Source organism: Streptomyces sp. NPDC091682 (genome assembly GCF_044756625.1).
Classification (GTDB): domain Bacteria; phylum Actinomycetota; class Actinomycetes; order Streptomycetales; family Streptomycetaceae; genus Streptomyces.
This window is the reverse complement of record NZ_JBIVTH010000004.1, coordinates 272311-291845: the sequence shown is the minus strand read 5'-3', so window position 1 is coordinate 291845 and position 19535 is coordinate 272311. Positions and strand designations below refer to the sequence as shown.

Here is a 19535-nt window from a genome sequence, read left to right as displayed (position 1 = left end):
CCGGTAGCCTTTGCGCGAACAGCACACCGCCGGACCACACACAGGTGCGGTCGGGACTGACGGAGAGGGCTGCAACGTTATGGAAGAGCCGCGTCGCCTCGGCGGCCGGTACGAGCTGAGCCACGTGCTCGGCCGTGGTGGCATGGCCGAGGTCTACCTCGCTCACGACACCCGGCTCGGCCGTACCGTCGCCGTCAAGACCTTGCGCGCCGACCTCGCCCGTGACCCGTCCTTCCAGGCCCGGTTCCGGCGCGAGGCCCAGTCGGCCGCGTCGCTGAACCATCCGGCGATCGTCGCGGTCTACGACACCGGCGAGGACTACGTCGACAACATCTCCATCCCGTACATCGTGATGGAGTACGTCGACGGTTCCACGCTGCGCGAGCTGCTGCACTCGGGCCGCAAGCTGCTGCCCGAGCGCACCTTGGAAATGTGCATCGGCATCCTCCAGGCCCTGGAGTACTCGCACCGCGCCGGCATCGTGCACCGCGACATCAAGCCCGCCAACGTGATGCTGACCCGCACCGGCCAGGTCAAGGTCATGGACTTCGGCATCGCCCGCGCCATGGGCGACTCCGGCATGACCATGACGCAGACGGCCGCCGTCATCGGCACCGCCCAGTACCTCTCGCCCGAGCAGGCCAAGGGCGAGCAGGTCGACGCCCGTTCGGACCTCTACTCCGCGGGCTGCCTGCTCTACGAGCTGCTCTGCGTACGGCCCCCGTTCGTCGGTGACTCCCCCGTGGCCGTCGCCTACCAGCACGTACGGGAAGAGCCGCAGCCGCCGTCGAACTTCGATCCTGAGATCACGCCCGAGATGGACGCCATCGTCCTCAAGGCACTGGTCAAGGACCCCGAATACCGTTACCAGTCGGCCGACGAGATGCGTGCCGACATCGAGGCCTGCCTCGACGGCCAGCCGGTGGCCGCCGCCGCGACCATGGGCGCGACCGGCGGCTACGGCTATCCCGACCAGGGCCACGGCTACGGACCGCAGGGCTACGACCAGCCCACCGCCGCCCTGCGCACCACCGACCCCGGCGCCCAGACGTCGATGATGGCGCCCATGCCTCCGGGCGACGGCGGGTACGGCTACGGCGACCAGGGCCACGGCGGCTACGACCAGGGCGCGAACCGCCGCCAGAAGAAGAGCAAGGCGTCCACCGTCCTGCTCGTCGCGGCGGGCATCCTCGTCCTGGTCGGCGCGATCCTCATCGGTCGTTCCCTCTCCCTCTTCGGCGGGGGCGCCGACAACCGGCCCGCCGTGCCCAAGCTCGTCGGTCAAACCCTCGATCAGGCGCAGAAGAGCGGCAACAACGTCGGCCTCAAGGTGGTCAAGGGCCCCGACGCACCCTGCGAGAACCAGCCCAAGGGCAACGTCTGCAAGCAGGACCCCGAGGCCGAGACCAAGGTCGAGGACGGCGCCACCATCACGGTGACGGTCTCCACGGGCGCGCCCAAGGTGGCGGTCCCCAGCGTGGTCAACCTCAAGTTCGAGGACGCGGAGAAGCTGCTCAAGGAGAAGGGGCTGCAGGTCGACCGCAAGCCCCAGGAGTCCACGCGCGCCGCCGGAACCGTCCTCGAGCAGAGCCCGAACGGCGGCGAGGCGGAGCGCAACAGCGTCGTCACGCTGACCGTCGCCAAGGAGATCTCCAAGGCTGACGTGCCGGAGCTCAGGGGCAAGAAGAAGGACGAGGCGATCAAGGCCCTCACGGACGCCAACCTCAGGCTCGGCAGCGTGACGGAGAGCGAGCAGCCCGGAGCCGTACCGGGCACGGTCATCGACCAGCAGTTCGCGGCGGGCCAGCAGCTCGAGGTGGGCAAGACGGTGAACGTGACCATCGCCAAGGCTTCGACGCAGACCGCGGTGCCCAACTTCGCCGGCCTCACCGTGGACCAGTACAAGGACGAGCTGAAGCGTGCCAACCTCCGGCTCGGCATCGTCACCGGCGCGACGGACGGCAACGCGATCGTCGTGCGCTCCGACCCGCAACCGGGGACGCCGGTCAACACGGGCCAGACCGTGAACCTGATCGCCCTCGGCGGCGGAGGCCAGCAGCAGGGCGGCAACAACAACGGCGGCGGCTTCGGCGGCTTCGGCGGCTAGCGCGACCGCCGTCGTGGTCGCGGCCACGACGCAGCGAAAAGGTCCGGCCCCCCTCCCCGTTACCGGGAGGGGGGCCGGACCTTTGTGCGTCCCGCAGCTGTACGGCCGCCTGCGGCCACATCAGGAATGCGTGGGCCTCATGGGACTCAGGAGGCGTGAGCGGCGCCCACAGGGGCCTCCTGGGGTCCTGGTGGGGCCGGACCCGCTCCGGTCCCCGCGGACGCTCAGCGCAATTCGGCCGGCAGGGTCCGCTTCGCGTCCACCTTCTCCGACCGGACCAGCTCGCCCCACACGATGTACCGGTACTTCGAGGTGTAGACGGGCGTGCAGGTGGTGAGCGTGATGTACCGGCCCGGGGCGGTCTTCCCCGACTCCTTGGGCACCGCGTTGATCACGTCGGTGTTGTACTTCGAAGTCTGGCGCAGCTCCGCGAAGACCTTGTAGACGTACCAGGTGTCGCGGGTCTCGAAGACGATCGCGTCGCCGTTCTTCACCTTGTCGATGTTGTGGAACTTCGCCCCGTGGCCGTCCCGGTGCGCGGCCAGCGCGAAGTTGCCCTTCTCGTCCCACGGCAGCGCGGACTTCACCGGCTCCGTGTAGTACCCGGCCACGCCGTCGTCGAGGGTGTCCGGGTCGGTACCCGGCTTGACGAGCACCTCGCCGTTCTTCATCGCTGGTACGTGCAGGAAGCCGGCCCCGCCCTGCGTGTCCAGCGCCCCCGGGCCCGCGGCCTGCGCCGGGGCCTGCCACTGCTGGCGGATCTCGTCACCGCGCGCCGACGCCTGCCGGTCGGCGAGCACGTTCGTCCACCACAGCGAGTAGGCCACGAACAGGCCCAGTACCAGGCCCACGGTGATCAGGAACTCGCCCAGCAGGCTCAGGAATCCGGCGAGCACACTGCGGTGGCCGGCGGGCGGGGCCGCGGCGCGGCGGCGGCGGGCACGAGACACTGCTGATTCGTCCTTAACTGGTCAGCGCGGGCGGCGGGCCCTGGCTGCGGGGGCGTTCCTCGATCATCCTGCCCCATACGATCATCCGGTAGGTGCTGGTGAACTCCGGGGTGCAGGTGGTCAGCGTGATGTACCGGCCCGCGGATGTGAATCCCGATCCCTCCGGAACGGGCTTGATCACCGCCACGTTCGTCGGCGGTGTCTGCGCGAGCGACGAGGTCGTCTCGTACGTGTAGTAGGCGTCCCGGGTCTCGACCACGACGGGATCCCCGGGCACCAGCCGGTTGATGTAGCGGAACGGCTCGCCGTGGGTGTTGCGGTGTCCGGCCACGGCGAAGTTGCCCTGTGCGTCGGCCGGCATCGCCGTCTTCAGCGCGCCCTCGCCGTAGTGCCCGACCATGCCCTTGTCCAGCACCTTCGGCTTGCTGATGCCCTCCGCCACCGGGACCTTCACGTCCAGCTTCGGAATGTGGAGGATCGCGAAGCCCTGGCCGGGCTCGAAGGCCGTCACGGGCGGTGCGGCAGCCCCGGAGCCCCCCGGATCCTTCTCCCAGGTCTGGCGCAGGGAGCCGGCGGCGCCGTTCGCCACCCGCTCCGCCAGCAGGTTCGTGTACCAGAGCTGGTAGGCGACGAACAGCAGCATCACCAGGCCCAGCGTGATGAACAGCTCTCCGCCCAGCCGGCTCGCGATGACCACCGGGCCGCCCGAGGCCGGCCGCCTGCGCCGCCGGCCGCCCCGCCGGCGGGAGCGCCGGGCGGCCTGTTTCGCGGCCTCCTGCGCGGCCCTGCGTCGCGCGGCCCGGCCCTGCGTGGGCGCGGACGGCGCGACCGCGGTCACGCGACGGCCTTGCCCACCACCGGGGCGAGCCCCACCGAGCGCTCCACGGCACCCGCGTCACCGCACCGCACCAGCCAGTTGGCGAGCATCCGGTGACCCCATTCGGTCAGCACCGACTCGGGGTGGAACTGCACGCCCTCGACGTCGTGGTCGCGGTGGCGCAGGCCCATGATGATCCCGTCCTCGGTCCGCGCCGTGACCTCCAGCGCGTCCGGCAGGGTCCCGGGCTCGGCGGCGAGGGAGTGGTAGCGGGTCGCGGTGAACGGCGACGGCAGTCCTTCGAACACCCCGAGCCCCTCGTGGATCACGGGTGAGGTCTTGCCGTGCAGCAGCTCGGGCGCCCGGCCCACGACGCCTCCGTAGGCGACCGCCATCGACTGCATGCCGAGGCACACGCCGAAGACCGGGACGGCCGTGCGCGCGCAGTGGCGGACCATGTCGATGCAGACGCCCGCCTCCTCCGGGGTACCGGGGCCGGGGGACAGCAGCACGCCGTCGAAGCCGTCCTGCGCGTGCGAGAGCTCGACCTCGTCGTTGCGCAGCACCTCGCATTCGGCACCGAGCTGGTAGAGGTACTGGACCAGGTTGAAGACAAAACTGTCGTAGTTGTCCACAACCAGAATGCGCGCGCTCACGGAGTGGCTCCCGATCCCTCGTCCACCGTCACATCGTTGAACGGAAGAAGCGGCTCGGCCCACGGGAAGACGTACTGGAACAGCACGAAGACCACCGCGAGGACCAGTACGAGCGAGATCAGCGCGCGTACCCACGCGTTTCCCGGCAGGTGCCGCCAGATCCAGCCGTACATGCCGCCTGATTCCTTTTCGTCCACGTTCGTTCAACGCACCGCGGGGGCGGTACGCAAACAGACTAAAGGCAGCGGCCCGAAAGGGTGGGTCACCCGGACAAACCCTCCGGCCTCCCCCGGGACGCGGGGAGGGTTCCGGTCAGTTCCGCCCAGACGACCAGCCGATGACTGTGCCCCCATTCCGGCTCGCAGGTCGTCAGCGTCAGATAGCGGCCGGGCGCCCGGAACGGCGATTTCTCCGGGACCGGGTCGACCACGGCGACGTCGGTGGGCAGGGTGCGCAGGGGGGCGGACCGGAGCGTGTACGTGTACCAGGTGCTCGCGTCCTTGAGGATCACCTCGTCGCCCGGGCGCAAGCGCGGGAAGTCCTTGAAGGGGTCCCCGTAGGTGCGGCGGTGGCCGGCCACCGAGAAGTTCCCGACGGCGCCGAGGGGCGCGGTGGCGGCGTAGTGGCCGAGCCCCTTCTTCAGCAGTTCGGGGTCGGTTCCCTCCAGGACGGGCTTGACCCAGTCCGGGCCGAAGCGCGGGACGTACATCTCGGCGAAGGCCCGGCCGGCCGGGTGGCGCTCGGGCTGCGCCGGGGCCGCCGACGGGGTCTGCGACGGCGCCGGCTGCGGCGCCGGGGCGGGAGCGGGGGCCGCGGCCGGGACGGCCGCCCAGCGGTCGCGCATCCGGTCCATCTCCCCGTCCATGGCCCGGTCGGCCTTGACCCCGGTCCACAGCAGGACGTAGGCGACGAAGAGCACGATGAGGGTGCCCGCCGTCAGGCACACCTCGCTGAACGTCCGTACCACCAGGCGCAGTACGACGTCAGGACGGACCCGATCACGGGGTGGGCGCCACCGGCTTCGCATAGTGGAGGTCCACTGTGCCGGAGTAGCCGGGAAGTGTCAGCGCCTTGTGCTCGTCCACTTTCCAGCCGAGCCCGTAGGCGTTCACGTAGAGCTGGTAGTTCTGCAGGGCCGGGGAGGCGGCGAGGGCCTTCTTCATCGTGGCCGGATCGCCGACGGCCGAGATCTTGTACGGCGGCGAGTAGACCCGACCCTGGAGGATCAGGGTGTTGCCCACGCAGCGGACCGCGCTGGTGGAGATCAGTCGCTGGTCCATGACCTGGATGCCCTGGGCGCCGCCCTGCCAGAGCGCGTTGACCACGGCTTGGAGGTCCTGCTGGTGGATCACCAGGTCGTTGGGCTGCGGCTCGGGCACGTTGGGGATGCGGGCGGTGGCGTTCGGCGGGGCGTCGTTGAGGGTGACCGTCAGGCCCTTGCCGGTCAGCTCCTCGGTGCCGGAGGCGGCGCGCAGGGCGGCCAGCTTGGCGTCCTCCGCCTTGGTCCTGCCGTCGTCACGCTCGGCGAGGGTGTCCACCCGGCTGCGCACGGCGGCGGTGCTCTGCTCCAGTGCCGCGTTGTCCTGGCTGCGCTCCTTGATGAGGTCCGACAGCTTCAGGAGGGATGCGTCCGTCCGGATGTTCGTACCCTTGGAGGTGTTGAAACTGGTGACGAAGAGCAGCCCGGCCAGGGCGAAGACGGCGGCCGTCAGTAGCCGGACCGGCCTGGCCCGGCGACGGGGACCCGCGGAGGAGTCGTCTGAATTGCTCAACGTACCCTTCTCCTTCAACGCCACAGGTCCACTACGCTAACGGACGCCCGGGGCAGGCAAGGTCCCCAGCGCATCGACAGGAGAGCCCCTCGTGCCGAAGTCACGTATCCGCAAGAAGGACGACTACACGCCGCCGCCCTCGCGGCAGCCGCAGAACATCCGGCTCACGAATCGCAGCTGGGTCGCCCCGGTCATGCTGGCGTTCTTCCTGATCGGACTCGCGTGGATCGTCGTTTTCTACGTGACCGAGACCCAGCTGCCGATCGAGTCGCTGGGCAATTGGAACATCGTGGTCGGTTTCGGCTTTATCGCTGCCGGATTCGGCGTATCCACGCAGTGGAAGTAGCACCCGACAGCCCCTGATGGAAGCTCTCCCCAGGAGTTATCCACAGCGTCATCCACACCTGAGGAAAAGACAGAAGATCTGTGGATAACCCTGTGGAGAGTTGACGCCGGTGTGATCAGGTGAGTTCCGCGGTGCGGAGCAGGATCACCATCGCGGCCAGCAGGAAGACCATCGCGCAGGTGCCCCACTGGACGAGTGCGCGATGGCGGCCGGCGGGCGGCATGAGCATGCCCAGACCCACCAGCGCTCCGGTGACCAGGCCGCCCACATGGGCCTGCCAGGACACCGTGAGCGCGCCCGTGAGCGGTACGAAGGTCAGCACCAGCATCAGCACGACCATGACGATCACCGGCCGCATCTCGTAGCGCAGCCGCTTCGCCAGGACGACGGTGGCGCCGAGCAGACCGAAGACGGCGCCGGAGGCGCCCAGGGTCCGGACGTACGGCTCGCTCAGCAGATAGACGAGCGCGCTGCCGCCCAGGCCCGAGAGCAGGAAGACCGCGAGATAGCGGACCCGGCCCAGCGCCGCTTCCAGCGGTCCGCCGATGACCCACAGCCCGATCATGTTGCCGACGATGTGCCACCACTGGACGTGCAGGAACACCGAGGTCAGCAGCCGGTAGTACTCGCCCGAGGCGACCCCGTGGACCGAGCCGCCCAGGTACTCCGCGTACCGGCCGCCGATCAGCACGAGCTGGTCCGCGAGCGCCGGGGAGGGGAGCGCCGCCAGGAACACCAGGACGTTGATCCCGATGAGGATCTTGGTGACCAGGTGGGGATCGGCGGCGACCACCCCGCCCGCGACCGTGCGCGGCGCGTTGGCGGTCGGGTGGTGCCCGGTACCGGAGCCCGCGCGGACGCACTCGGGACACTGGAAGCCGACCGAAGCGCTGATCATGCACTCCGGGCAGATGGGGCGCTCGCAGCGGGTGCAGCTGATCCCCGTGTCGCGGTCCGGGTGGCGGTAGCAGCCCGGCAGACGGTCGGTGTCCATCGGTTCCCTAGGTCAGCGGCGGGGCGGCGGGTGCGCCCCACCGGTCCGGTACGTATCGACTACGGACGGGCGGGGCCGAAAGGTTCCCGGCGTCAGCGCCTCTCGACGACCACGGACTGGATGATCACGTCGTCCAGGGGGCGCGAGGTGCGCGGGTTGGTGGCGCCGGCGGCGATGGTCTGCACGACCTTCTGGCTGGCCGGGTCGGTCACCTCGCCGAAGATGGTGTGCTTGCGCGTCAGCCAGGCGGTGGGGGCGACGGTGATGAAGAACTGCGAGCCGTTGGTGCCCGGGCCGGCGTTGGCCATGGCGAGCAGGAAGGGCTTGGTGAAGGCCAGGTCGGGGTGGAACTCGTCCGCGAAGCGGTAGCCGGGGCCGCCGGTGCCGTTGCCGAGCGGGTCGCCGCCCTGGATCATGAAGCCGCTGATGACGCGGTGGAAGACGGTGCCGTCGTACAGCGGGTCCGTGGTCTTCTGGCCGTCGGTGGGGCGGGTCCATTCCCGGGCGCCCGTGGCGAGCTCGACGAAGTTCCGCACGGTCTTCGGAGCGAAGTTCTCCAGCAGCTCGATCTCGATGTCGCCGTGGGTCGTCTTCAAGGTGGCGTAGAGCTTCTCGGCCACGATCTGCCTTCCATAGTCATCACTGTCGGTCCAGATGGTCGCACGGAGCGCTCCGCGGCACTGAAATCCTCCACCCGTATGCCCTGTCGCGCATGCCTGTCAGCGATATGGCAGGCATGATCCGACAAAGGGTGGAAAGGTGAACTGTGTCCGCCACCGAGGAGGAGGATCCCGTGACCGGCAAGGAGAGCATGCGCCTGGCAGCCGAGAGCGCCAGGGAGAGCGTGCGGCACGCGACGGAAGTGGTGGCACCGTACGCGGAATCCGCCAAGGAAGCCGCAGTGCACTACGCCCAGGAAGCGAACGAGCGGCTGGCACCCAAGATGTCGTACGCAGCGACCAGTGCCGCCCAGCACGCCCGCACGACCTACGACTGCCATCTGCAACCCCGGCTCAAGGCGGCGCGGGCCCATGTACCGCCCCCCGTCGACCGGGCGGCGACACAGGCGCGCCAAGCGGCGCGGCAGGCCGCCGAATACACCCAGCCGAAGATCGAGAGCGCGATCGCGGCCGCCACTCCGGTGGCCGAGGAGGCCGCGTCCCGGTCGACGGCGGCGTTCGCGGCGCTGCGCGGCCAGGTGACGGCCAAGGAAGTACAGAAGCTCGTCCGGCGCCGCGAGCGGCACGCGCGCAACGGGAAGATCCTGCGCGGTGTCGCGCTGGTCGGCGTGCTGGCGTGCGCCGCCTACGCGGTGTGGCGGTGGTGGGACCAGCAGTCGAATCCGGACTGGCTCGTCGAACCGCCGGCGGCCACCGAGCTGTCGGCACGCGACGCGGCGCCGTCCGGCTTCGACGAGGAGCTGGCGGAGAAGGAGCGCGAGGCCGAGTCCGGCCCCGACGACAAGCAGCTCTGAGCGGCGCACGCGAAGGGGCCCGGATCCTGGTGACGGGATCCGGGCCCCTTCCGCGCCCGCCGGGCGTCAGCCGGGGAGGGTGAGGACCGTGCCCGGGCGGACGAGGTCGGGGTTGGGGCCGACGGCACCCCGGTTCATCGCGTAGAGCTCGCGCCAGCGGGCCTCGTTGCCGAGCTCGTGGCGGGCGATCTCCTGAAGCGAGTCGCCGGGCTTGACGGTGTACGTGCGCTTCTTGGCGGTGGGCCCGGCCCCCCGCATCGGGGCCGCCGGTACCGCCTTGTGCGCGGCCGAGTGCGGGGTGGGCGTGTGCATGGCGCCCGGCGCGGCGGCGGAGGAGGCCGCGGGCTTCGGCATCACGGTCGGCTTGGGGGCGGCGGGAACGGCCTTGTGCGCGGCGGACGTGGGGGTGGGGGTCGGAGTCGCGGGCAGGGGCCTCGGCGGCGCGGCCGCCGCCATGCGCTCGGCGGTGGCCCGGGTGGCCGAGGCGGCGTCGGCCGCCGAACCCGAGGAGGGCCTCCTGCCCTCGCCGGCCTGCTGCTGCACCTGCTCCTCCGCCTTCTCGGCGGCGTCGTGCGCCTTCTTCTTGTCGGGCTTCAGGAAGTCGAAGAGTCCCATGTCTGTACGCCTCCGGCGTGATGCTCCCCCCGGGATCGGTACCTCCTTCCACTGTCCTGCACGGGGCGCCGGGCGGCCCTGCGACGGGGCCGTCCGGGGGACGCTCGGACCGGGTCACGGCCCGGGCGGGAACGCGGCGGGAAGGGACCGGGAAGGACCGGCGCCACCCTCGTGGGACACGATGGAGGAGATTTCTGTGATCATCAGACAGGCCGCGGAGCGGGTAGTGCTGGTCAGGCCCGGACCCGGGCTCGTGAGCGCCGCGATCGTGGCGGGCCTGGACGTATGGGTGGTGTCCGATCCCGGACCCCGCCCGACGGACGCACCGCTTCCGGCGGAGCTGCCGCCGCAACGGCTCCTCCGGGTGGACTTCGCCGACCCGGCCGCGCTGCGCGCCCTGCTGACGGACACCGTCGTCGAACACGGGATCGGGCAGGTCCTCTACCTCGCGAGCGATCTCGAAAGGGGCCTCGGCAGCGGGGCCGCGGCCGCCGCCGAGGAGGTGCTGCGGGAGCTGTCCGCGAACAGCGGGAAGCCGGCCCGCGGGCTGCCGGACGCGGTGGCGATCCGGCGGATCCTCAATGAGAGCCGGACCTCCGCGGTACGTGCCGAGGAGGCCCGGTCCGTCCCCGAGGCGTGCTCGCTGGCGGAGGACTTCCCCCTGCCCGTGGTCATCAAATCGGCCGACAAGTCCGGGTGTTGGTGGACCGTTCCGGTACACGACCGGCCCGCACTGGACCGGTGGGCCGAACAGGCCCTCACCGCCCGGCACTCGGCGCCCTATCTCGTCGAAGAGCTGTTGACCGGAGCCAAGTTCAGGGTGGAGACGCTGACCGTCGACGGCATGCACCTGGTCGCCGACATCGCCCCCGAGGGAACGGCGCCGCCGCTCCACGACGCGGAGCAGGCCGGCATCCGCGCGACGGTACGGGCCCTGCTGGATCTGGCCGGGTACGAATCGGGCACCACGCGGACGGACGTGCTGGTCAGCGCCCGGGGATCACGGATCGCGGCGGCCACGGAACCGGACCGGGAACAGGCCGGTAACGGCCGTTCCCGCAGCGCGACCACGGGCGGTATCGAGAGGGGAACGGACCGGTAAGAGCTGCGGCCAGTCTGTGTCCTGTCGAGAGCGGCCACCACACCACACGGCAGCCGCACCGGGTACACACCAGGGGGTTCCACACATGCGCAGCAAGCTGGCTGGACTGATCGGGATCATCGCGGCGGCTCTGGCGATCGGAGTCGGTGTGACGGTCAGCGGCCCGGTGGACGCCGGTCAGCCCTCCGGCTACCAGGTGCTGGCGGACGACAAGGGTCCGGGGATCGCTCCCCCGGCCCCGACCCCGACCCCGACCTCGGTCCCGTCCCCCCGGTAGACCGGCCGCCCGCCCCGCACGACGGCGAAGTGCCCCGCACCGGAATCCGGTGCGGGGCACTTCCCGTGCGCGGTCAGTACGTCCGGCGGGACGCCGGCAGGCTCATGAAATCGAATAATCCCTCGGCGGCAGCGCGGTATCCGGCCGCGGCCGGGACGTCCCCGAGCGCATCGGCCGCACGGGCCATGCCCACCAGCGCGGACGCCTCCTCGGCACGGAAGCTCATCGGTTCCGCGATCTTGTGGGCGTGTGCGTGCAGGGCCAGGGCCACCTCGTGCTCCCCCCAGAGCAGGTGGAGCCGGCCGAGGACGTTCTCGACCTTCGCGAGCCGGATCGGCGCGCCGCTGGTGCGGCCGAGGGTCAGGGAGCGCTCCGCGAACGCGCGCGCCTGCGGGCCGTCGCCCCGCTCGTGCGCGACCCGGGCGGACAGCGCGAGCAGCAGGGCGACGTCTCCGGGCGACCGGGTCTCGTCGCACAGGTCGCGGGCGCGCTGGAGACTGGCCTCCGCCTCCGGGTACTCGCCGAGGCCCACCTGCGCGAAGGCCAGATCGGTCAGGGCCACGATCTCGTTGCCGCGGTAGCCGAGGCCGCGGTCGATCTCGATCGCCCGGCCGGCGGCGGCGGCCGCCTCCGGATAGCGTCCCCACCGCTCGTACAGCGTGCTGAGGGTGGTCAGGCTCTCCGACTCCGCCCGCAGATTGCCCAGTTCCCGGGCGACGGCCACGGACCGCTCCAGGAGCGGGAGGGCCTCCCCGTACCTCCCGAGCATCGACATCAGCAGCCCGAGGGTCGACTCGCTGTGCGCCTCGGTGTGCCGGTCCCCGGCACGGATCGCCGTGTCGCGGGCCTCGGCGGCCACCTCCAGCCCTTCCTCGAAGCGGCCCAGCTTCCAGCAGGCCGCGCCCAAGTTGGCCAGGCTGATGCCGAGGAGCGCCGGATCGTCGAGCCGGCGGGCGGCGGCCACCGCGAGGTGCCCGACGCTCCAGAACTCGTCGAGCTGACCGTGCGTGTGCAGGTGGAAGCCGACGTTGCGGCTCAGGCAGGCCGCGTACCGGTCGTGGCCGGACCGCTCGGCGAGCGACACGGCCGCGAGCAGTCCCGCCTGCTCGCGGTGGAACCACCGCACGGACTGCTCGGCGTCCCTGAGGGACGGCAGCTCGCCCCGGTAGGGCGCGATGCCGGTGGGCCGGCGCTCCCGACCCGGGAAGAGCACCTCGCAGGCCGTGTTCGACGCCGTCAGGTAGTAGCCGAGCAGCCGCTCGACCGCCGCCGCGTCGTCGTCCGCCGTCGCCGGCCCCCGCAGGCTCTGGGCGAAACTGCGCACCAGGTCGTGGAAGGTGTAGAGGCCGATGTCGGGCTGCTGGACCAGATGGACGTCGAGCAGGAACTCCAGGGCGTCCTCGGCGTCCCGGACGGTCGTGCCGAGGAGCGCCGCCGCCGAATGGACGTCCGTCCCGGCGCACGGGTACAGGCTGAGGATGCGGAACGCGGTCCGGTACTCCTCGTCCATCGCCAGGTACGACAGCCGCAGGGTCGCCGCGACGCTGCGCTCTCCCGAACTCAGTTCGTCCATCCGGCGTTTCTCGTCGCGCAGCCGCTCGACCAGATAGCGCACCGTCCAGCGCGGCCTGTTGCGCAACCGGGCGGTCGCGATCCGCAGCGCCAGCGGCAGGTGCCCGCACAGCTCGGCCAGTTCGGCGGAGGCCGCCGGCTCGGCGGCCACCCGGGTGGTACCGAGGGTCTCCGCCATCAGGCTGGTGCTGTCCTCGGGCTCCATCATCCCGATGGACACCCACTCGACGCCGTCGAGGTCCAGCAGCCGCCCGCGGCTGGTGATCAGGGCGAGGGAGCCGGGCGAGGCCGGCAGCAAGGGCCTGATCTGCGCCGCGTCGACCGCGTTGTCGAACAGGAGCAACATCTGCCGGCCGTCCAGCTTCGACCGCCACAGGGCGGTGCGCCCCTCCAGGTCCTCGGGAATCCGGTCGCCCGGAGTACCGAGGGTCCGCAACAGGCCGTCGAGCGCGGCGGTGGGCGTCACGGGCTCGCGGCCCGGGGTGAATCCGTGCAGGTCGATGTGGAGCTGCCCGTCGGGATACCGGCCGGCCAGCCGGTGCGCGGCGCGCACGGCCAAGGTGGTCTTGCCCATGCCGCCCATGCCGTCGATGGCCACGATCCGGGCGTACCGCTCGCCGCCCCGGCCCTCGTCCTGCACGTAGTCGAAGAGCTCGGCGAGCTCCTTGGCACGGCCGGTGAAGTCGGGCAGGTCGTACGGCAGGGTGCACGGGGCGTCCGCCGGCCCGGTGCGCGTTCCGGTCTCCCCCTCCCGGTCCGCTTCCGTGCGGGACGGGGCCTCGGGGGCCCCGCCCTCGGACGGCACGGTCACCGGAACGGCCGGTTCGGGCAGCGGCTCGGCGGGGGCCGCCGGCTCGGGCACCGGACGTACGGGCGCCACGGCCACCGGCGCCGGCCGCTCAGGCGCGGCCAGCTCGGGGCTGTCCCGCAGGATCGCCTCGTACAGCTTGGCCAGCCGGGGGCCGGGGTCGATCCCGAGCTCGTCCACGAGCAGCTCGCGGACCTCCCCGTACTCCTTGAGCGCCTCGGCCTGCCGACCGGAGCGGTACAGGGCCAGCATCAACTGGCCGCGCAGCGTCTCCCGCAGCGGGTGCTGGGTGATCAGCGCACGCAGGCCCGAGATGAGCTCTCCGCTCTCGCCCAGTGCGAGGCACAGGTCGAAGAACTGCTCGGCGGCGGCCAGCCGGCGCTCCTCCAGCGCAGTCGCCGCGGCCTCGATCACCGGTCCGCCGGTGCCGGACAGGACCGATCCCCGCCACAGCGCGAGGGCGGCCCGCAGTGCCTCGGCGGCCGCGGACCGCCCGCCTTCCCGCAGCGCCTGGCCGGCCGCCCTGGTCAGGGCGTCGAACTCCAGGAGGTCGACCTGGTCGTCCGCCACCACCACGCGGTATCCCGGCCCGTCGGTGGCGATCACCTCGGTGCCGGTGGGTATGCGCCGCCGCAGGTCGGCGACGGCCTTGCGGACCTGGTGCGAGGCGGTCACCGGCGGGTCCTTCTCCCAGGTCGCCTCGACGAGTCGGGCCACGGGCACCACCCGGCCGGCCTCGAGCAGGAGCACGCACAGGACCCGTTCCTGGATCGCTCCCCCCAGCCTCAGCCGGACCTCTCCGAACCACCCCTCAAGCGATCCGAGCACGTTGAAGCGCAGCCTGCCCCCCGCAGGATCCGCGCTTCGTCTCTCCCCGGACTCCCCATCCGCCCCCGGCATCGGACATCCACCCCCAAGTGAACAAGACCCCTGGCCAGGTCATGTCAGCCGGATCATAGGGGTTACTGCTAGCACGCGGTAAGCATCCGGTAGCAGATCAGGAAGGGCGACACGGACAGTTCATGGGCGGCCCGGAGCAGGCGGCACACCGAGCGAGTACCGAAGGAGCAGGCTGTGGGAAGACTGGAGAGACCGCTGGCCCCCGATGCCGGACCAGTCACCGCGTTCGCCCGGGAGTTGCGCAGGCTGCGGACCGCGGCCGGCAGTCCCGGCTACCGCGACATGGCCACCCGTGCCATGTTCTCCGCGTCCGTGCTCTCCGACGCGGCCGCCGGATACCGCCTCCCGACGCTTCAGGTGGCCCTCGCCTTCGCCGAGGCCTGCGGCGGTGACCGCGCCAGCTGGGAGCGCCGCTGGCACGAGGCGGCACGGGCCGACGGGGACGACGCGGGCGCCCGTCCGGCGGTCAAAGCCGTGCAGCAGCACCAGGAGAACGAGCTGCGCGCGGCCGACGTGCGCGCCGTGCTGCCGCCCCCGTCACAGCTTCCGATGGAGGCCCGTCCCCTGGTGGGACGGCGTGAGCTGCTCCAGCGGGCCCGGTCCCTGACCGCCCCCTCGTACGGCGAGCAACGCCCCGCGGCACCCTTGGTGATCAGCGGTCAGGTGGGCGTGGGCAAGACGGCCTTCGCCCTGCGGCTCGCCCACGAACTCGCCGTGAACCTGCCCGACGGGCAGCTCTACGCGAACCTCGATCCGGCCGCGGACGGACGCAAGGACGCCGCCGGAATCGCGGGCGGTTTCCTGGAGGCGCTCGGCATCCCGACCGACCGGATCCCGAACGATCCCGGTCAGAGAATTGGCTTGTACCGATCGCTCCTGAACCGGCGGCGGCTGCTCGTGGTGCTGGACGGCGTCCAACACGAGCGGCAGATCCGGGAACTACTCGTCGCGGCGCCCGAGAGCCGCATCATCATCACTAGCCGATCGCGGCTACTGGGCCTCGACGGAATTGGCCGGATCCGGCTCCCCGCGCTGGACCGCGACGAGTCGATGGAGCTGCTCGCCCAGCTCCTCGGCGGTGACCGGGTCGGCGGCGAGCCGCGCGCCTGCCTGCGCCTCGCCGACGCCTGCGGGGACCTCCCGCTGGCCCTCAACCTGGCCGGCCGGCGCATCGCGGCCCGCCCCGAGTGGATGCTCCAGGACTCCGTGTCCGAACTGCTCGGGGACGGGCCGGGCGGACCGGGCGGGAGGGGCGCGCAGCCGGCACCCGGCCGCTTCCTGGCCCGGCTGCAGATCGGGGACGACGCGCTCAGCAACCGCCTCGACAGCGCCTACCGGCTGCTGACCCCGTGGGCGCGGCTGATGCTGCGCCAGTTCGCCGGATCCGACAACCCGCCCTCCGTGGACAACGTGGTGTACGAGTCCGCGGACGCGCTCGCCGTGCTGGTCGAGCGGTCCGCCCAGCCGGTGGAGGACCTCCTCGAACGGCTCCTCGACGCGGGCCTGCTCGACCACTCCGACCTGCCGGGGCAGTACGGACTGACGCCGATGGCCCGGGCGTACGCGCTGACCCAGCCGGACCCGACGGAGGAGGACCCGGCGCCCGGGTCCGCGCCCGGGTCCGCGCCCGCGGCGGCGCGGGGTCAGGCGCACGTGCGGCCGTCGAGGTAGGGGGCCCGCCGGTCGGGCCGGATCAGGCCGCGTGGGTGATCGTCACGTAGAGGTGCTCGTCGAGGACCTTGGCGAGGGACACCCCGGGCCGGCCGATCTCGGCGCACAGGGCCGCCTCGTCCAGACCGCCGCCCTCCGCCAGCGCCGTACGCGCCCAGTTCCGGCCGAGCTCCAGGTGGCGGGCGAAGGCGGCCCCGTCCCGGACCCCGTACAACCGCCCCGCGATGGCCGCGTCCCACGGCATGACCGAGTCGGGCCGCAGTGCGTACAGCGCCTTGGCCGCGGCGGTCGGGCCGAGGCTGCGCCGACCGATCGGCAGCGCCGCCAGTTCCTCGTAGGCGGCGGCGAACCGGGAGATCTCCCGCGGGGTGAGCCGGGCCAGCGGTGCGTGCGCCAGCGCGTGCCGCCCCCACCATGCGGCGAGCCCCGCGCCGAAGGTGTCGGGCTCGCCCTCGCGCGGGTAACGGATGCGGCAGCCCCAGGAGTTCAGCCAGCGGTGCAGGGCCGTGCGGTGCGCGGGGAGCGAGAGGTCGAGGGCACCGCCGGTCTCCTCGCGCAGCGCCCGCCAGCTCCGGTCCACGCCCGCGAAACCGTTGAACACCTCCGCCGAGGAACGCAGTTCGGCCAGGGAGGGCGCGGGCGGGAGCGGCGGCGCGGCCGGCGGGTCCAGGTGGGCGCGGGCGACCTTCGCGGGCACCACCATGCACCAGGCCTCGGTGACCAGCTCCGTCAACTCGGCCCCGTCCAGGGCCCCGAGGTGGGCCTCGACCCAGTTGAAGCGCAGATCGGACTCCCTGGGCAGGAAGAACTTCTGCGGCTCGGCGGCGACCAGCACCGCCCGTTCCTCCTTGGGGAAGGCGAAGCCCAGTTCGCTCTCGTCCCGGGACAGGGCGAGATAGACGATCTTGCCGATCCGGAACTTCACCCGGTCCCGGATCAGGTGCTCCTCGGTCCTCGGCAGGCCCAGCGCGAGCCGCCGTACGTCGTCCACCGTTGCCACGGCACGCTCCTTGCGCATCCGGCCGCCGCTCACAGTCCCGCGAGCTGCGGGGTGTGCACGTCCAGCGGTGGCCCGTCGAGCGCACCGAGGCCGATCAGCGACGGAGTCCTGCCGATCAACCGGTCGGCCAGCGACCGTGCGATGAGCGGCGCGAACTTGAAGGATGTGCCACCGCAGGCCGCGTAGGCGAATCCCGCGCCGCCCAGGGCGACCAGCAGCGGGCCGCCCGTCGGCGAGAAGGCCGAGTAGTAGGCGTCCTTGGCCGCGGTGACCCAGGCCGGTCCGAAGCCGGGGAGGACGTCCCCGAACTCCTTCTCCAGCTTGCGCTGCCAGTACGGGTCGGTGGCGTGGTCGGTGATCGCGTCCACCACCCGGCAGGCGGTGGCCGAGGTCAGTTTGAGGGCCGTGCCCGCCACCGGCGGGATCAGCCAGGCCCCGCCCTCGGTGCCCAGGGCCGGTACGGCCGGGGTGGCCGCCCAGGCCCCCGACTGCTGCCGGGGCACCCGGCAGTACAGGAGGGACTGCCGGTACAGGGTCAGTTGCTCGGAGATGCTCGGCGGCAGCAGGTCCCGGGACCAGGGGCCCACGGCCACGAGCACCGCGTCGCTGCGCAGCACCCGTCCGTCCACCAGCTGTACGCTGCCGCTCTCGCCGTCGACGGCGGTCACGGCCCGGTGCTCGATCAGCTCGATGCCCCGCTGCCACTTCAGCCAGCCGACGCAGGCGGCGAGGACCCGTTCGGCGAGCAGCACGCCCGCCTCGTCCTCCAGTACCGCGCCGAGGCCGCCGCCCACGTGCAGGTGCGGATAGCGGTCGGCCAGGCCGGCCGCCGTCAGTTCCCTGGCGTGGCCACCGGCGTCGGCGAGCATCGCCGCCGCGTCCCTCGCGGCCGCGGGCGGCAGCACGGTGAGCGAGCCAACCTGCTCGTAGAACCGCGTCAGGAACAGCTCCTCCAGTTCGACCCAGCGGCGGTGCGCGCGCAGCGCGGCCGCCGTGGCCTGCGGGTCCGCCGGGTGCAGGGCCCGCAGGATCCGGTGCTGGTCGAAAGAGGTGGCTCTGCTGTACGGAATGGGGCCTTGGTCCACGACCGTGACCTTGTGTCCGTCGAGCACGCACTCGACCGCCGTGAGCAGGGCGATCACTCCGCCGCCCACTACCGTCACCCTCGTCGACATCACACACCTCCCTTCAGTTTTCGTTGGGCCGACGGGTCAGCTGTCGAGGACGATCGTGGTCAGTGCGGCCGCCTTGGCGAGGGACTCCTCGCAGCTCAGGAAGTCCTCTCCGGCGCAGATCAGGTTGGCGTAGCGACTGAGGTAGCCCTCGGGCGGCAGCAGCAGCGTCGCCCCGGGCGCCACCATCACGTTCGTCTCGAGCAGCCCCGGTACGTCCCAGGGGGCGGGTACGTCGACCGAGCGGACCGTGCCGTTCTGCGGCGGGTACAGGAAGCGGATCCCGACGGTGCGGGACTCGGTCGGGGTCCACTCGGGGCGGACGCCTGCGGCCACGTCCGCGGCCAGCTCCCCAGGCTCCACGCCGGTGGCGAGGCTGCCGAGGTAGGGAATGAGGTCGCCGCCGAGGCGGGCGTTCACCTCGATGATCACCGGGCCGCGGGTGGTGAGCTTGACCTCCGTGTGGGTGATCCCGTAGCCGATGCCCAGTTCCCGGTGGGCGTCCCGCAGGACGCCGAGCAGTTCCTCGTCGGCGAGCAGCGGGTCGGTGGCGCTGACCACGTGGCCGGTCTCCTCGAAGTAGGGCGCGAGGCCCACTTCCTTGTGCGCGAGGAAGAGCGGGGTCCAGGCACCGTCGAAGACCGCTCCGTCGATGCTGATCTCGGGGCCCATGACGCACTCCTCGACCAGCACCCCGCCTTCGTAGTCGCTGTTCCCGCCGCGGCTGGCGGCGTCGGCGACCTCGAAGGCGGCGCGCACCCCCTCCGGGCCGTCGACCCGGATGACGCCGATGCTCGCGCCCATGCCGCGGGGCTTGAGGACGACCGGGTAGCCGAAGGAGTCGGCCGTGGCGAGGGCCGCCTCGGCGTCGGTCACGTAAGCGAAGTGCGGCTGGGGCAGTCCGGCGGCGGTCAGCAGCTGCCGGGTGTGGTGCTTGTTGCGGCAGTTGTCGGCGCCGCGGGAGGTCAGGCCCGGCAGTCCGAGCCGCTCGGCTATCAGGGCGGTCGTCACCACGAGCGTCTCGTCGTAGCTGAACACGCCGACCACGCGGTGCTCGGCGGCCACCGCCTCGGCGGCCCTGATCAGTCCCTCCGTGTCGGGCACCAGGCGTTGCGGGTCGAGCAGTTCCACCGTGGTGGAGCCGAGCACGTACTGCTCCTGCCAGGTAGGGTCCGTCGCGTCCAGGATCCAGATCGGGCGGCGCCGGGCGGCGCCGGCGAGCAGGTACTCGCGGTAGGCGCGCTGTCCGCTGCCGACCAGGATCACCACGCCGTCTTCGGTCGTCTTGGCGTCATCCGTCAT

At 71.8% G+C, this 19535-nt stretch carries 18 protein-coding genes and 1 pseudogene; 6 read left to right on the top strand and 13 right to left on the bottom strand.

Annotated features, from left to right (window positions below):
* Positions 1 to 79 precede the first annotated feature (79 nt).
* On the top strand, positions 80 to 2107 hold the full coding sequence (gene pknB / locus ACIQK6_RS11985; RefSeq protein WP_329100149.1) for a Stk1 family PASTA domain-containing Ser/Thr kinase: 2028 nt from the start codon (positions 80 to 82) through the stop codon (positions 2105 to 2107).
* Between the two features lie 224 nt (positions 2108 to 2331).
* Here pknB and ACIQK6_RS11980 read toward each other — a convergent pair whose 3' ends face one another.
* From ACIQK6_RS11980 to ACIQK6_RS11955, 6 genes and pseudogenes are all read right to left on the bottom strand, one after another.
* Positions 2332 to 3057 (bottom strand): class E sortase, encoded by a 726-nt coding sequence (locus tag ACIQK6_RS11980; protein WP_402694732.1) that lies wholly within the window; start codon positions 3055 to 3057, stop codon positions 2332 to 2334.
* A 13-nt stretch (positions 3058 to 3070) separates the two neighbouring features.
* A pseudogene (locus ACIQK6_RS11975) lies at positions 3071 to 3922 on the bottom strand (class E sortase); the annotation flags it as partial.
* Positions 3892 to 4530, bottom strand: coding sequence for an aminodeoxychorismate/anthranilate synthase component II (locus ACIQK6_RS11970; protein ID WP_329100151.1), 639 nt, complete (start codon positions 4528 to 4530; stop codon positions 3892 to 3894). The pseudogene ACIQK6_RS11975 and the gene ACIQK6_RS11970, both read right to left, overlap by 31 nt.
* The gene (locus tag ACIQK6_RS11965; protein ID WP_030011120.1) at positions 4527 to 4703 is read right to left on the bottom strand and encodes a hypothetical protein; all 177 of its coding nucleotides are present in this window, start codon (positions 4701 to 4703) and stop codon (positions 4527 to 4529) included. The genes ACIQK6_RS11970 and ACIQK6_RS11965 overlap by 4 nt, the downstream gene beginning before the upstream one ends.
* A gap of 89 nt (positions 4704 to 4792) precedes the next feature.
* A complete protein-coding gene (locus tag ACIQK6_RS11960; protein ID WP_329100152.1) occupies positions 4793 to 5557 on the bottom strand; it encodes a class E sortase in 765 nt (254 codons plus the stop codon).
* Positions 5529 to 6302 carry a DUF881 domain-containing protein gene (locus ACIQK6_RS11955; protein WP_329100153.1) on the bottom strand — a complete coding sequence of 258 codons (774 nt, stop codon included), beginning with the start codon at positions 6300 to 6302 and terminating at the stop codon, positions 5529 to 5531. The genes ACIQK6_RS11960 and ACIQK6_RS11955 overlap by 29 nt, the downstream gene beginning before the upstream one ends.
* A 91-nt stretch (positions 6303 to 6393) precedes the next feature.
* On the opposite strand from ACIQK6_RS11955, the gene crgA reads away from it, so the two are divergent.
* Positions 6394 to 6648, top strand: a complete 255-nt coding sequence (crgA, locus tag ACIQK6_RS11950; RefSeq protein ID WP_266383019.1) for a cell division protein CrgA — start codon at positions 6394 to 6396, stop codon at positions 6646 to 6648.
* Positions 6649 to 6763: 115 nt separating this feature from the next.
* On the opposite strand, the gene ACIQK6_RS11945 is transcribed toward crgA, so the two are convergent.
* Both ACIQK6_RS11945 and ACIQK6_RS11940 read right to left on the bottom strand, forming a co-directional pair.
* On the bottom strand, positions 6764 to 7642 hold the full coding sequence (locus tag ACIQK6_RS11945) for a rhomboid family intramembrane serine protease (RefSeq protein ID WP_402694731.1): 879 nt from the start codon (positions 7640 to 7642) through the stop codon (positions 6764 to 6766).
* 92 nt (positions 7643 to 7734) lie between these two features.
* Positions 7735 to 8262 (bottom strand): peptidylprolyl isomerase, encoded by a 528-nt coding sequence (locus ACIQK6_RS11940; RefSeq protein WP_329100155.1) that lies wholly within the window; start codon positions 8260 to 8262, stop codon positions 7735 to 7737.
* 146 nt (positions 8263 to 8408) lie between these two features.
* On the opposite strand from ACIQK6_RS11940, the gene ACIQK6_RS11935 reads away from it, so the two are divergent.
* Positions 8409 to 9116 (top strand): DUF5324 family protein, encoded by a 708-nt coding sequence (locus ACIQK6_RS11935; protein ID WP_329100156.1) that lies wholly within the window; start codon positions 8409 to 8411, stop codon positions 9114 to 9116.
* Between the two features lie 66 nt (positions 9117 to 9182).
* Here the strand turns inward: ACIQK6_RS11935 and ACIQK6_RS11930 are convergent, their stop codons facing one another.
* Entirely contained in the window at positions 9183 to 9731 is a 549-nt protein-coding gene (locus tag ACIQK6_RS11930) for a LysM domain-containing protein (RefSeq protein WP_329100157.1), read from the bottom strand.
* Positions 9732 to 9927: 196 nt separating this feature from the next.
* Between ACIQK6_RS11930 and ACIQK6_RS11925 the strand changes: the two genes are divergently transcribed.
* Positions 9928 to 10833: a hypothetical protein gene (locus ACIQK6_RS11925; RefSeq protein WP_329100158.1), complete on the top strand. Its 906-nt coding sequence runs from the start codon at positions 9928 to 9930 to the stop codon at positions 10831 to 10833.
* Positions 10834 to 10918: 85 nt separating this feature from the next.
* Positions 10919 to 11110 carry a hypothetical protein gene (locus tag ACIQK6_RS11920; RefSeq protein ID WP_329100159.1) on the top strand — a complete coding sequence of 64 codons (192 nt, stop codon included), beginning with the start codon at positions 10919 to 10921 and terminating at the stop codon, positions 11108 to 11110.
* Positions 11111 to 11183: 73 nt separating this feature from the next.
* Here the strand turns inward: ACIQK6_RS11920 and ACIQK6_RS11915 are convergent, their stop codons facing one another.
* Positions 11184 to 14390, bottom strand: a complete 3207-nt coding sequence (locus ACIQK6_RS11915) for an AfsR/SARP family transcriptional regulator (protein WP_402694730.1) — start codon at positions 14388 to 14390, stop codon at positions 11184 to 11186.
* Positions 14391 to 14564: 174 nt separating this feature from the next.
* On the opposite strand from ACIQK6_RS11915, the gene ACIQK6_RS11910 reads away from it, so the two are divergent.
* Positions 14565 to 16061: an NB-ARC domain-containing protein gene (locus ACIQK6_RS11910; protein WP_329100161.1), complete on the top strand. Its 1497-nt coding sequence runs from the start codon at positions 14565 to 14567 to the stop codon at positions 16059 to 16061.
* 22 nt (positions 16062 to 16083) lie between these two features.
* Here ACIQK6_RS11910 and ACIQK6_RS11905 read toward each other — a convergent pair whose 3' ends face one another.
* Genes ACIQK6_RS11905 through ACIQK6_RS11895 form a run of 3 tightly spaced genes read right to left on the bottom strand, consistent with a single transcriptional unit; the run spans position 16084 to position 19535 of the window.
* On the bottom strand, positions 16084 to 17061 hold the full coding sequence (locus tag ACIQK6_RS11905; RefSeq protein ID WP_402694729.1) for an MmcQ/YjbR family DNA-binding protein: 978 nt from the start codon (positions 17059 to 17061) through the stop codon (positions 16084 to 16086).
* A 29-nt stretch (positions 17062 to 17090) separates the two neighbouring features.
* On the bottom strand, positions 17091 to 18236 hold the full coding sequence (locus ACIQK6_RS11900; protein ID WP_329100163.1) for an FAD-dependent oxidoreductase: 1146 nt from the start codon (positions 18234 to 18236) through the stop codon (positions 17091 to 17093).
* Positions 18237 to 18272: 36 nt separating this feature from the next.
* Positions 18273 to 19535, bottom strand: coding sequence for an ATP-grasp domain-containing protein (locus tag ACIQK6_RS11895; RefSeq protein ID WP_329100164.1), 1263 nt, complete (start codon positions 19533 to 19535; stop codon positions 18273 to 18275).